Below are 12,732 nucleotides of genomic sequence, written 5' to 3' on the forward strand. Positions count from 1 at the left end.
GCGAGGTCCGGCACGGCGGCGTGCGAGGTCCGGCACGGCGGCGTCGTCGCCCGCGGCCCAGGCGTCGGCCACCGGCGCGTCCCGCGGGCCGACCCGCAGGTCGGGCGCGACCACGAGGTACCCGCGCTCGTCGACCGGGAGGTCGGTATGCCGGGCGACCACCGGGTTGGCGGCGTTGCCGGCCGCCCACACGATCAGCTCGGAGTCGAACTCCTCGCCGGTCGAGAGCACCACGTGCCCATCCACCGCGGAGACCAGCTGGGTGTTCAGGTGCACGTGCGCGCCGCGCGACTCGAGGTTGCGGACCACCCACCGTCCCGGACCGTCGGTCACCTCGGGCAGGATCCGGCCCGCGGCCTCGACCAGGTGGAAGCCGAGGTCTGCACGCGTGAGCTCCGGGTAGGAGCGCAGGAGCGCGGTGGCCAGCGACAGCATCTCGCCGAATCCCTCCACGCCCGAGAAACCGCCGCCCACGAACGTCACCGTGAGGAGCCGCCGGCGCTCGGGCCCCGGGGGCAGCACCGATGCCCGGTCGAAGGCCGTGAGAAGGGTGTCGCGGATGGCGACGGCCTCCTCGACGTGCTTCATGCCGATCGCGTGCTCGGCGACGCCCGGGATGGGGAACGTCCGCGTGACGGCGCCCGCGGTGACCACGACGAGGTCGTACCCGAGCTCGACGTCGTCGCCGGCGGCGGGCCGCACCACGACCGTCTTGCGCGCGTGCTCGACCCTGGTGACCTGGCCCGCGACGATCCGGGATCGCTTGAGGTGCCGGCGCAGCGAGACGGCCGCGTGGCGCGCCTCGATCGAGCCGGCCATCACCTCGGGCAGGAACGGCTGGTAGGTCATGTACGGGCGCGGGTCGACCACGGTGATCTGCGCCTCGTCGGGACGCAGCGTCTTCTCCAGGTTCCACGCCGCGTAGAACCCCGAGTAGCCACCGCCGACGACCACGATCTGCTTCTTCTTCACGCTCACACCCTCTCGACCGTGCCGGACCCGGGAACGTGACACCTCAGGCCGCCGGCGCGAACTGCCGCAGCTTGCTCGGGCTCACCACGATGAAGACGTGGTCGATGCCCTTGGTCGAGGCGTCGACCGCGACGAGCGCCTCCGGCCGACCGTCGGCCGAGGTGACGAGCAGGGCCGCGGTGCCGTTGGCGGCGACGATCCGCAGCGTGGACTCGTTCCAGTACTTGCGCAGGATGTTGTCGAGGAACGTCACCGTGCGCTCCGGTCCGTGCAGCTCCTTGCGCGACGCGTGCACCTCGCCGCCGCCGTCGGGCCGGACGACGACGTCGTCGGCCAGCAGCTGCTCGAGGCCGGCCAGGTCCCCGGCCTGCGCGGCCGCGACGAACGACTCAAGCAGCCGGCGCTGCTCGGCGGCCGACACGGGCGCCGACCGCTCCGAGTCCAGGCGCTCGCGCGCCCGCCGGGCGACCTGTCGCGCGTTGACCTCGGAGATGTCGAGCACGTCGGCGATCTCGCGGTGGGAGTAGTCGAAGGCCTCCCGCAGCACGTAGCTCGCCCGCTCCGCCGGGGTCAGCTTCTCCAGCAGGAGGAGCACCGCCATCTCGAGCGCCTCGGCCCGCTCCGCACCGAGCGCCGGGTCGGCCGCCGTGTCCACGGGCTCGGGCAGCCACGGGCCGACGTACGTCTCGCGCCTGGCGTGCGCGGACGTGGCCGCATTGATGGCCAGCCGGGTCGTCGTCGTGGTGAGGAACGCCGCGGGGTTGCGCACGACGGTGCGGTCCGTGCCCTGCCAGCGCAGCCAGGCGTCCTGGACCACGTCCTCGGCCTCCGCGACGCTGCCCAGCATCCGGTACGCGATGCCGAACAGGCGCGGGCGGGCGTCCTCGAACGCGGCGACGTCCGTGTCGGGGACGTTGGTGTTCCATCCGGCGCTCGGTGCGGCGGTGTTGTCGGTGGGGTCGCTGGCCACCGTCACAACATAGACGGGCACGTCACCGAGCGAACCAGTCGTCGAGGCGCAGCGTGGCCAGGACCGCGTCACTCGTCGGGACCAGCGTGTCCTTGACGAGCCTCCCGTGGTCCGTGCGACGAGCGACGCGCTGGTCATGGGTTCGGCTGCGCAGCGGGCCGAGGCGTGACACTGACCTGGTGAGCGTCGACTGGGACCAGGTCGCGGCGTTCGTCGACCGCCTCGTGCCGCAGGACGACTACCCGTCGGCGTCCCAGGCCGGCGTCGTCGACTCGTTGCGCGCGATGGCCGACGGTCCGCACCGCGCGCTGTGGGACGGCCTCCTGGCTCCGGGGTTCGCAGTGCTGGCCGACGAGTCGGTGGACGACCTGCTCGGCGCGCGGACCCAGGCGACGTGGCCGGTCGACAGCGCCGACTTCGCCCAGACGATGGTCCGGCTGGTGGCGGAGCAGTACTACGGCGCTCGCGACGCCCCCGGGTGGGCGATGGTCGGCTACGACCCCCGCCCGCGGCGCAGCCCCCTGCTCGGTCCGCCGCCGCCGCTGCCCACGCGCAGGCTCTCCGACGCCGCCGACCGGTACGACGTCCTCGTCGTCGGCGCGGGCGCCGGCGGGGGAGTCGCGGCCTCGGTGCTCACCCGGGCGGGGCTGCGGGTGCTCCTGCTCGAGCGCGGCGAGCTCCTGGCCTACGACGAGGTCGGCAACGATCACCTGCGCAACTTCCGCGTCAGCCGGTACGGCCACAACACGCCGCCCTTCCTCGACGACGCCGGCCCGCGGGTGGTGGTCGACCCCGACGGCACCGAGCGGGTCGAGCCGCCGTGGGGACCGGGCTACAGCGCGCTGCCGTACACGGTGGGCGGCGGCACGCGCGTCTACCAGGGCATGGCGTGGCGGCTGACGCCGGAGGACTTCCACCTGGCCACCACCCACGGCGTCCCGGACGGCAGCTCCCTGAGCGACTGGCCCCTGTCGTACGCCGACCTGGAGCCGTACTACACGCGGGCCGAGCACGAGATCGGGGTGTCCGGCGACGGGTCCGCCCACCAGAACCAGGGGCCGCGCTCGGCCGGCTACCCGATGCCGCCGCTGCCGGACAACACCGAGGCGCAGGTGCTCCGCCGTGGGGCCGAGCGGCTCGGCCTGTCCACGGGGCCTGTGCCGCTGCTCATCAACTCGGTCCCTCGCGGCGGCCGGGGGCGGTGCGTGCAGTGCGGAGAGTGCGTGGGGTTCGCCTGCCCGAGCGACGCCAAGAACGGCCCGTACAACGCGCTGCTGCCCGACGCCGTGGCGGCCGGGTGCGTGCTGGTCACCGGAGCGCGGGTGCTCGAGGTGCTCGCCGGGGCGAGCGGGGCGGTCACCGGCGTCCTCGTGGTCGACGAGGCGACCGGTGCGCGTCGGACCCTCTCGGCGGGACACGTCGTCCTGTCCTGCGGCGCCATCGAGACCGCCCGCCTGCTGCTGGCCAGCCGCTCGGCGGCGCACCCGGACGGGCTCGGGAACCACGACGACCAGGTCGGCCGCCACCTGCAGGGTCATCCGTACGTCGGCGGGTTCGGCCTGTTCGACGACGAGGTGATCGACGGTCCGGGGCCGAACGTGCGGATCGCCACCTGCGACTACGTCAACGGGCTCCCGGGTGCGATCGGCGGCGGGGTACTGGCCAACGAGGTGATCAAGCTGCCCGTCGCGCACTGGCTCACCGCGCTCCCGCCCGACGCTCCGCGGTGGGGGCTCGCGGGCAAGCACGCGATGCGCGACCTGTACCGGCGCACCAGCCACGTGTTCGGGCCGGTGCAGGAGGTCCCGATGCCCGACCTGCGGGTCACCCTCGACGCGCGCCACGCCGACCGGCACGGCATGCCGGTGGCGCGGCTGTCGGGCCGTCAGCACCCCGAGACGATCGCGACGGCCCGGCTGCAGGAGGCGCGCGCCATGGACTGGCTCGTCGCGTCCGGCGCGAGCCGCGTCTGGCCCTCAGGCCCGATCCCCACGGGCGTGACCGCGGGTCAGCACCAGGCGGGCACGTGCCGGATGGGCGAGGACCCCGCCACGTCGGTCACCGACCCCCACGGCCGGGTGCACGGCCACGACAACCTGTGGGTGATGGACGGTTCCGTGCACGTGACGAACGGCGGCTTCAACCCCGTGCTCACCATCCTCGCGCTGGCGTACCGCAGCGCGGAGCACCTCGCAGCGCTCTAGGTCACCAGCTCCCGCGGGAAGACGAGCACGTCGACCAGGGCGCCGTTGCGCCAGACCGTGACCTCGATGCGGCGGTCGATCGCGTCCTCGACCATGAGCTTCTGCACGGCGGTGGCGGTGACCACCCGGCTGCCGTCCAGCTCGACGACGATGTCGCCGCGGTGCAGGTCGGCCTGCGCCGCCGGGCTGCCGGGGGAGACGCCGGCGATCTGCAGGCCGGTGGGGGAGCCGATCCGCTCGGCGAGGTGCGCGGGGAGCGGCACCTGCGCGCCGACGATGCCGAGCCACGCCCGTCGCACCCGGCCGGTGGTCATCAACGCGGTGATGATCTCCCGCGTCGTCGCGTTGATCGGCACGGCCAGGCCGACGCCGATGCCGGCCAGCGCGGTGTTCACGCCGACCATCCGGCCGGCGCTGTCGGCCAGCACGCCGCCGCTGTTGCCCGGGTTGAGCGCCGCGTCGGTCTGCACGACCTCGTCCACCACGCGGCCGGACGCGGTCGGCAACGACCGGCCCAGGGCGGAGACGATGCCGGCGGTGACGCTCCCGGCCAGCCCGAGGGGGTTGCCCAGCGCGACCACCAGCTGGCCGACCTGCAGGAGGGCCGCGTCGCCCAGCTCGACGGGCGCCGGGACGTCGCCGCGCGCGAGCAGCACCGCGAGGTCCGAGAGGACGTCGCGCCCGACCACGTCCGCGGGCAGGGTCGTCCCGTTGGTGAACGCCGCCTCGGCGACGGTCGCCCCTGCCACCACGTGCGCGCTGGTCAGGAGGTAGCCGTCGGTGGTGATGACGCTCGCGCTGCCGGCGCCGGTGCCGCGCGACGTGCGCACGGTGAGGCTGGCGACGCTGGGCAGCACCGCCTCCGCGACGGCGACCACCGTGCGGGAGTAGGCGTCCAACGGATCCTCGTCCACGGCCGGTACAGCGACGTGGGCGCTGCCGGTATGCCCGGGGTTCGCCGCGGGCGCAATCAGCCGCGCATGCCGAACGTGTGCCGCACGTCCTGACCGAACGCGATCCGCCCGGACGTGTCGCCCAGCGCGCCGACGGCGTCGAGCACGTCACGGCGGAGCTCGCCGTGCGCCTCCTCCGGGACCGCCTCCCACATGGCGCGCTGCCCGTGGGACCAGGAGAACTCGAGGAAGTGCTCGGGGTCGCGGAAGGTCGCCTCGACCGTGCGGTGGACGGTCCGGACCGCGTCGAGGCCGGCGTCGTCGAACAGGTGCTCCATGCCCGCGTCCGACGCGAACGGTCCGCGCCGCCCGCTGGTCCGGGCGTCGAGCATCGCGGGCGGGAGGTGGGGGTCGAACAGCGCGTCGACCGCCCGCCACCGCTCGTCCTGCTCGCCGAACGTCGTCACGCCGACCCGGCCCCCGGCGACCAGCAGCTCGGTCCAGGCGCGCAGCGCGGCCGCCGGGTCCGGCAGGAAGAACAGGACGAGGCACGACGCGACGACGTCGAACGACGACGCCGGCAGCGCGGGCTCGCGGGCATCATCGACGCGGACCTCGACCTGCGGGAGGTCGGCGAGGTCCCGCGCTGTCAGCTCGACCATGCGCGGCGCCAGGTCGATGCCCAGCGCGTACCCGTCGGACCCGGCCGCGTGAGCCAGCGGCGCGAGCGCGGCGCCGCGGCCGCAGCCGACGTCGAGCACCCGCTCGCCCGGGCGGACGGCCAGCTCGTCGACCAGACCGGCGGCGATCGGCCCGAACCAGGGCACGCCGACGTCGTCGTACGTGTCGGCCGCCCGGTCGAACACTCCCGCGATGCCATCCGGTGCTCCCATGCCGACACCCTGTCAGTGCGTGGCAGCCCCGACCAGCGGTTCGCGGGCTCGCGACGACGCCGGCCACGACCTCGCTGCCGCCGGTCAGCGCCCGCGGGTGGCCGGACTCACGACGCGACGTCTCGTCCGTGGACGGTCAGAGCCCAGATCACGAGGACGTCGAGGGCGATCACCACGAGCGCCCAGACCGGGTAGTAGGGCAACCACGTGAAGTTGGTGATCGCGCTGACCACGGCAAGCAGCACGCCGACCGTGCGGGCCCACACCGCGCCGCGGAAGACGAAGAAGCCGGCGAACGCCACCAGGATGCCGAGCAGCAGGTGGATCCAGCCCCAGGTCGTGACGTCGAAGGAGAACGTCCATTCCGGGCCGACGACGTAGAAGGTGTCGTTGACCAGGGCGACGATGCCCTGGATGACGTGCAGGATCCCGATCATCACCATGATCGTGCCGGCGAAGACGCTCACCCCCACGGCCAGGTCGCTGCGGTTCTCGCTCACGTGCGTTCCTCTCGATCGGTCCGGCAGTCGGTGTCGTGCGTGTCGAGGACTAGATCCGGCGGCGGCGGCCGGGCGTCACGGCGGCGGCCACGACGGCCGTCTTCGCGATCGGCGCGGGTCCGGGCGTGACGGCCTTGACCACGACGGCGGTCTTGGCGACGGGGTGGCCGATGACGCCGACCCGTCCGACACGTGCAGGGCGGAGCGGCATGTCAGGCCTCCAGCTCGAGAGCGTCGTCCGCCTGGATCGAGGCGATGATCGCTTGGATGGGGATGCGGCCGTCGGCGATCAGCTGGCCGCCAGAGCGGCGTGCGGCGGACGCGAACGGCGCGGCCCAGAGGTTCTCCCAGATGAGCACGCCGGCGGTGCTGCCCGGGTCCATCGCGGCAGCGAGGTTCTCGACGTCCTCCTCGGCGAGCAGCTCGGCCAGCTCGGCCTCGATCGCCTGCAGCGGTCCGAGGTTCGGGATGTCCGAGAGCTCGATCGCGTCCACCGAGCCGTCCTCGTTCTTGGTGAGGACCAGCACGTCGATCACGCGGATGGTGCCGGCGTCGACGAGCGCGACGAGCTCGTCGACCATCTCCCCGGTGAAGCTGCTGTGTCCGGCCGGGAACTCCACGACGACGTAGTCGACGGGTCCCAACGCGTCCAGCGACGACTCGGTCATCAGAACCTCTTCCCCTGTCCGGTGGCGCTCACGCGAGAGCCTTGGCCTTGAGCTGGGCGAACTCGGCCTGGTCGATGGCCCCCGAGTCGAGCAGGGCCTTGGCCGAGGCGATCTGGTCGGCGGCCGACGACGACGGGCTCGCGCTCCGGATGCGGTCGTCGAACTGGGACTGGGCGGCCTGCATCTGGGCGGCCTGGCGCTCGCCCATGCCGCGGCCCCGCACGATCAGGTACAGAAGGATCCCGAGGAACGGCAGCAGGATCAGCAGGATGACCCACAGCGCCTTGACGCCGCCGCCGGTGTCGCGGTCGCGGAACAGGTCGCTGAAGATGGCGATGAGCAGCCAGAACCAGATGACGAAGAGGAAGAACTCCAGCATCCAGAGCAGCACGTCGCCGCTGCCGAACGTCGCGGACAAGTTCATGGCGGGCTCCTTCGTGGGTGACGACGACCGTCTGGGTCAGGACCCGTGGCGGTCGCGAGTCCCGCGTCGTGGGGCTCGGTGCGATCGTCCGACGGCCGGTCGGGGCGCGGGATCACCCCCTGCCACGATCACCCGGGTGAGTGCACAGGGTGCCCGCTCTGTCCGACTCGTCCCCCCGAAGGGCTAGGGTGCATCTCAAGCGGCCCTGGGGAGAGTTCGTGGCGCACGACATCGGGTCTGAGCAGGCAGACCACGTTCGGCAGAGGTCCCGGCTCGGCGTGGTCTCGGCCAAGCTCGCACCTCCTCGTCCGCCGCGTGGCTCGGTGAGCCGGCCTGCGCTGGTCGAGGCCCTCCGCGAGGGTCGAGGGCGCGCCCTGACGTTGGTCTCGGCGCCGGCGGGGTTCGGGAAGACGACACTGCTGGCGGAGTGGGTCCAGGCCGGTCCGCCCGGACGGTTCGCGTGGGTCACGCTCGACGCGGGGGACTGTGAGCCGCAGCGGTTCTGGGCGCACGTCGTCGCCGCGCTGCCGGGCGTCGGGGACGCCACCGTCGCCGCGGTGCGCAGCCGCCCGGCCCGCATCGTCGACGTCGCGCTCCCGCGGCTCTACGACGAGCTGGCCGACGGCGTCGAGGACGTGATCCTCGTCCTCGACGACTACCACCGCGCGGAGACGCCCGAGATCAGCGCGCAGCTCGCCGAGTTCATGCGATACCGACCGTCGCGGGTCCAGCTCGTGGTGTCGACGCGGTCGGACCCCGCGCTCGGCGTCGCCAGGCTGCGGGCCTCCGGCGACCTGGTCGAGCTGCGGGCGGACGCGCTGCGGTTCGACGAGGCGGAGGTCGCCCGGTTCTTCGACGGGATCGGGGTGGAGGGCCTGACGTCGGCGCAGGAGCAGCAGCTGACGGAGCGCACCGGCGGCTGGCCGGCGCCGTTGCGTCTCGCCTCGCTGCTCATGCCCTCCAGCGACCGGGCCGAGTTCATCGACCAGTTCTCAGGCGCGAGCCGGACGGTCGTCGACTACCTCTCCCGGGACGTGCTCGAGCTCGTGGAACCCGCGACCCGCGAGTTCCTGCTCCAGGTCTGCGTGCTGGGCCGGCTCAACGGCCCGCTGTGCGACGCCGTGGCGCAGACCACGGGCTCGGGCGCGCTGCTGGCCGACCTCGAGCGGGCGAACCTGTTCATCTCGGTCGACAGCGCAGGCGAGTGGTACCACGCTCACCAGCTGTTCCGCGAGGCTCTCCGTGTCGAGCTGACCCGAACCCGGCCGGACCTCGTCCCCGTCCTGCACGCCCGCGCCGCGGCCTGGCTCGAGGCGGCCGGTGACGTCGAGGCCGCGACGGACCACGCCATCGCGGCGCGCGACGTGGGGACCGCGTCGCGCCTCGTGGCCGGCCAGGTGCAACCGATGTCGGCGGGCGGCCGCAGCGCGAACATCCGCCGATGGCTCGACAGGCTGTCGTGGCCGGCCGCGCGCCGGGACCCGGAGCTCGCCTTCGTCCGCGCGATCGCCGCCAGCCTGGACAACCGGCTCGACGAGGTGGGCGAGTGGCTCGAGGTCGCTCGCACGGGACCCCCGGACGTCCTCGACGCGGGTGGGCTCTCGCTCGGCTTCCGGGTGGACTTCCTCGACAGCGCGATGGGCGTGAACGACGTGGGGCGCGCCTGCACGGCGGCGCGGCGCGCGGTGGCCGGGGCGCCGAACCCGAGCTGGCACGGCATCGCGCTGTCCTGCCTCGGCCAGGCGCTGTACCTCCAGGGGAGCGTCACCGAGGCCGTCGACACCCTGCGCCACGCGGTGGGCGAGATCTCGGACGCCAACCCGATCATGCTGGCGTTCGCCGTCGGCAACCTCGGGCTCGCGGAGTCGGCGGCGCAGGCCGACAGCCACGCCGACCCGCTGCTCGACCGGATGACCGAGGTGCTCCGGCTGGCGGGCGCCGACCGGTCCCCGCCGGGCGCGATCCTCCAGCTCGCCCGGGCCGAGCGCGCCCGTCGGCTCGGCGACCCCCGGGGCGCTGCCACCGAGATCCGGTCGGCGATCGACGTGCTCGAGGACATGCCGCGCAGCGCGTGGCTGGCCAACGCCTTCCTCCTGCTCGCGGCGACCCGGCGTGTCGTCGGCGACGGCGCCGGCGCCTCGGCGTCCGTCGACCGGGCGGTCGAGATCCTCGACCGGCTCCCGGACCCCGGCGGGCTCGTCCTGCGCGCGACGACCCTGCGCGGGCTGCTGGCCGGGCCGACCCGCCACGCCACCGGCTACGGGGAGGAGCTGTCCGAGCGCGAGGTCGTCGTGCTGCGGCTCGCCGCGGACGGGCTCCAGCAGCGCGAGATCGCCGACCAGCTCTTCATCTCCTACAACACGGTCAAGTCGCACCTCAAGGCGGCGTACCGCAAGCTCGGCGTCACCTCGCGGGAGGCGGCGATCGTGCGCCTGCGCGAGCTGGACCTCCCGCCGGACCCGACCACCCGGGTGAGCGTCCCCGTGGGTGGTCCGTCCTGAGCGTCCAGCGCGCACGATGCCCGGATGGTCCTGTGCACGATCGTCGTCGTCGGGGAGCTCGACGAGCGCTTCGGTGACGCCTTCGAGGGCATGACGCTCACGGCCGGCGAGGGCCGCACCGAGCTCGCCGGGAGCCTGACCGACCAGGCGCACGTCGAGGGGGTCCTGCACCAGCTCTTCGATCTCGGCCTCGAGGTCGTGTCGTTCGCGACCTCGCCTTCGATGCCGTCCACCACTCACCCGGGTGAGCGCCCGGGGGGTGAGCAGCGGTCGTCGTCGGCCGACTGAGCATGAGCAGAGTCCAGCCCGCCCGTGGAGGAGATGGCATGTCCCAGCCGTTGCCCAGGTCCGTCCTGCCGATCCCGCCCCGGCGGCAGACAGGCCTGACCACCTACGACGCCAAGGACCCCGACACGGCCTACCCGCCGATCGAGCCGCTCCGGCCGCCGGACGGTGCGCCCCACGTGCTGATCATCCTCATCGACGACTGCGGCTTCGGGGCGCCGAGCACGTTCGGCGGGCCGTGCCTCACGCCGACCGCCGACCGGCTCGCGGCGGCGGGGCTGCGGTACACGCGGTTCCACACCACGGCCCTGTGCTCGCCCACCCGGGCCGCGATGCTGAGCGGCCGGAACCACCACTCGGTCGGGATGGGTGGGATCACCGAGCTGGCCACGTCGGCGCCCGGCAACAGCTCGATCCGGCCGCTCGACTGCGCACCGCTGGCCGAGACGCTGCGCCTGAACGGCTACAGCACGGCGCAGATCGGCAAGTCCCACGAGGTGCCGGTGTGGGAGACCGGTCCGACCGGACCGTTCGACCGCTGGCCCACGGGCAGCGGGTTCGAGTACTTCTACGGGTTCATCGCCGGCGAGACCAACAACTTCTTCCCCGCGCTGTACGAGGGCACCACCCCGATCGAGCCGCCAAAGACGCCCGAGGAGGGCTACCACCTCAGCGAGGACCTGGCCGACCGGGCGATCGCGTGGGTGCGCCAGCAGCGGTCGATGGCGTCGGACCGCCCCTTCTTCCTGTACCTCGCGCCGGGAGCGACCCACGCGCCGCACCTGGTGCCCGCGGAGTGGGTCGACAAGTACCGCGGGAAGTTCGACCAGGGCTGGGACGAGGTCCGGGAGCAGACGTTCGCCCGGCAGAAGGAGCTCGGGGTGATCCCCCCGGAGGCGGAGCTCACCGCGCGGCCCGACGAGATCCCCGCCTGGGACGAGATGTCCGACGTGCTCAAGCCTGTGCTGGCCCGCCAGATGGAGATCTACGCGGCGTTCCTCGAGCACGCGGACCACCACGTCGGACGCGTGATCGACGCCATGGAGGACCTCGGCGTCCTCGACGACACGCTCGTCTACTACATCATCGGCGACAACGGGGCGAGCGCCGAGGGCACGGTCAACGGCACGTTCAACGAGCTGATCTCGCTGAACGGCGCGGCGGCGCTGGAGACGCCGGAGTTCATGGCCGCCCACGTCGAGCAGTTCGGCACCCCCGAGGGCTACAACCACTACTCGGTGGGCTGGGCGCACGCGATGGACACCCCGTACCAGTGGACCAAGCAGGTCGCCTCGCACTTCGGCGGCACCCGCAACGGGACGGTCGTGCACTGGCCGGCGGGCTTCGAGGCCAAGGGCGAGACGCGGCACCAGTTCTCCCACGTCATCGACGTGGCCGCCACGGTGCTCGACGTGGTCGGGCTGCCCGAGCCCGACTTCGTCAACGGCATCCAGCAGCGCGCGCTCGAGGGGTCGAGCATGCGTCCGAGCTTCGACGACGCGGGCGCCGCCGAGCACCACGAGACGCAGTACTTCGAGATGTTCGGCAACCGCGGGATCTACCACAAGGGCTGGACCGCCGTGACCCGGCACAGCACGCCGTGGGTGATGGGGACCGGGCTCCCGGCGTTCGACGACGACAACTGGGAGCTGTACGACACGACGACCGACTGGTCGCAGGCGCACGACCTGGCGGCGGAGCAGCCCGAGCGGCTGCACCAGCTGCAGCGGCTGTTCCTCATCGAGGCGACCAGGTACAACGTGCTGCCGATGGACGACCGGCGGGTGGAGCGGTTCAACAGCGACCTCGCAGGCCGGCCGACGATGGTCCCGGGCACGTCCCAGACCCTCTACGGCGGCATGTCCCGGCTCTCGGAGAACGCGATCATCAACATCAAGAACAAGTCCCACTCCGTGACGGCGGAGGTCGTGATCCCGGACGGCGGCGGGCGCGGCGTCGTCATCGCGCAGGGCGGCGCGTTCGGCGGGTGGGCGCTCTACCTGATCGACGGCGGCCTGCGGTACTGCTACAACGTCCTGGGTCTCCAGCGCTTCACGGTGATCGGCTCGTCCGAGGTGCCTAGCGGCACCCACCAGGTCCGGGTCGAGTTCGCGTACGACGGCGGTGGCCTGGGCAAGGGCGGATCCATCACCCTCTACGTGGACGGCGAGGCCGTGGGCGAGGGTCGGGTCGATGCCACCGTGCCCATGGTCTTCTCCGCCGACGAGACCACCGACCTCGGCGTCGACACCGCCTCGCCGGTCAGCGACGACTACACCCCGGTGCAGAGCGTGTTCAACGGGACGATCGCCTGGGTCAGGATCGACCTCGGCGACGACGACCACGGCCACCTGATCACGCCCGAGCAGCGTCTCCAGGTGGCGATGAGCAAGCAGTAGGGCGCCGACGACGGCGGCACTGC

Annotated in this window: 12 protein-coding genes; 4 read left to right on the forward strand and 8 right to left on the reverse strand. The window is 73.0% G+C overall.

What is annotated here, in order from left to right; genetic code table 11:
* Together AC1DT4_RS11625 and AC1DT4_RS11630 are read right to left on the reverse strand one after the other, a co-directional pair.
* Positions 1-978, reverse strand: a 978-nt coding sequence (locus tag AC1DT4_RS11625; RefSeq protein ID WP_477089948.1) for an NAD(P)/FAD-dependent oxidoreductase, incomplete at its 3' end; no start/stop codon positions are given.
* Between the two features lie 37 nt (positions 979-1,015).
* On the reverse strand, positions 1,016-1,942 hold the full coding sequence (locus AC1DT4_RS11630; protein ID WP_477089949.1) for an RNA polymerase sigma-70 factor: 927 nt from the start codon (positions 1,940-1,942) through the stop codon (positions 1,016-1,018).
* Between the two features lie 179 nt (positions 1,943-2,121).
* Here AC1DT4_RS11630 and AC1DT4_RS11635 point away from each other — a divergent pair, with 179 nt between their 5' ends.
* Complete coding sequence (locus tag AC1DT4_RS11635) at positions 2,122-4,146, forward strand: GMC oxidoreductase (RefSeq protein ID WP_477089950.1); 2,025 nt, start codon at positions 2,122-2,124, stop codon at positions 4,144-4,146.
* On the opposite strand, the gene AC1DT4_RS11640 is transcribed toward AC1DT4_RS11635, so the two are convergent.
* The 6 genes from AC1DT4_RS11640 to AC1DT4_RS11665 form a co-directional block, all read right to left on the reverse strand.
* Positions 4,143-5,045: a S1C family serine protease gene (locus AC1DT4_RS11640; protein ID WP_477089951.1), complete on the reverse strand. Its 903-nt coding sequence runs from the start codon at positions 5,043-5,045 to the stop codon at positions 4,143-4,145. The two genes, AC1DT4_RS11635 and AC1DT4_RS11640, sit on opposite strands and share 4 nt — an antisense overlap.
* A gap of 71 nt (positions 5,046-5,116) precedes the next feature.
* Positions 5,117-5,932, reverse strand: a complete 816-nt coding sequence (locus tag AC1DT4_RS11645; protein WP_477089952.1) for a class I SAM-dependent methyltransferase — start codon at positions 5,930-5,932, stop codon at positions 5,117-5,119.
* Positions 5,933-6,039: 107 nt separating this feature from the next.
* Positions 6,040-6,432, reverse strand: a complete 393-nt coding sequence (locus AC1DT4_RS11650) for a DUF7144 family membrane protein (RefSeq protein WP_477089953.1) — start codon at positions 6,430-6,432, stop codon at positions 6,040-6,042.
* Between the two features lie 49 nt (positions 6,433-6,481).
* Complete coding sequence (locus tag AC1DT4_RS11655; protein WP_477089954.1) at positions 6,482-6,643, reverse strand: hypothetical protein; 162 nt, start codon at positions 6,641-6,643, stop codon at positions 6,482-6,484.
* A 1-nt stretch (position 6,644) separates the two neighbouring features.
* Positions 6,645-7,100: a DUF6325 family protein gene (locus tag AC1DT4_RS11660; RefSeq protein WP_477089955.1), complete on the reverse strand. Its 456-nt coding sequence runs from the start codon at positions 7,098-7,100 to the stop codon at positions 6,645-6,647.
* Positions 7,101-7,128: 28 nt separating this feature from the next.
* Positions 7,129-7,524 (reverse strand): SHOCT domain-containing protein, encoded by a 396-nt coding sequence (locus AC1DT4_RS11665; protein ID WP_477089956.1) that lies wholly within the window; start codon positions 7,522-7,524, stop codon positions 7,129-7,131.
* 323 nt (positions 7,525-7,847) lie between these two features.
* Here AC1DT4_RS11665 and AC1DT4_RS11670 point away from each other — a divergent pair, with 323 nt between their 5' ends.
* The 3 genes from AC1DT4_RS11670 to AC1DT4_RS11680 are packed head-to-tail and all read left to right on the forward strand — an operon-like array spanning position 7,848 to position 12,709.
* Positions 7,848-10,025 carry a winged helix-turn-helix domain-containing protein gene (locus AC1DT4_RS11670; RefSeq protein ID WP_477089957.1) on the forward strand — a complete coding sequence of 726 codons (2,178 nt, stop codon included), beginning with the start codon at positions 7,848-7,850 and terminating at the stop codon, positions 10,023-10,025.
* Positions 10,026-10,049: 24 nt separating this feature from the next.
* On the forward strand, positions 10,050-10,313 hold the full coding sequence (locus tag AC1DT4_RS11675) for a hypothetical protein (protein WP_477089958.1): 264 nt from the start codon (positions 10,050-10,052) through the stop codon (positions 10,311-10,313).
* Positions 10,314-10,351: 38 nt separating this feature from the next.
* A complete protein-coding gene (locus AC1DT4_RS11680; protein ID WP_477089959.1) occupies positions 10,352-12,709 on the forward strand; it encodes a sulfatase-like hydrolase/transferase in 2,358 nt (785 codons plus the stop codon).
* The last annotated feature ends 23 nt before the right edge of the window (positions 12,710-12,732 follow it).

This window comes from Cellulomonas sp. P4_D11 (assembly GCF_056401915.1).

Coding starts and splice junctions, on each gene's coding strand:
- AC1DT4_RS11645 (WP_477089952.1), bottom strand. CDS start 5,932: ATGGGAGCACCGGATGGCATCGCGGGAGTGTTCGACCGGGCGGCCGAC.
- AC1DT4_RS11665 (WP_477089956.1), bottom strand. CDS start 7,524: ATGAACTTGTCCGCGACGTTCGGCAGCGGCGACGTGCTGCTCTGGATG.
- AC1DT4_RS11660 (WP_477089955.1), bottom strand. CDS start 7,100: ATGACCGAGTCGTCGCTGGACGCGTTGGGACCCGTCGACTACGTCGTC.
- AC1DT4_RS11675 (WP_477089958.1), top strand. CDS start 10,050: ATGGTCCTGTGCACGATCGTCGTCGTCGGGGAGCTCGACGAGCGCTTC.
- AC1DT4_RS11680 (WP_477089959.1), top strand. CDS start 10,352: ATGTCCCAGCCGTTGCCCAGGTCCGTCCTGCCGATCCCGCCCCGGCGG.
- AC1DT4_RS11655 (WP_477089954.1), bottom strand. CDS start 6,643: ATGCCGCTCCGCCCTGCACGTGTCGGACGGGTCGGCGTCATCGGCCAC.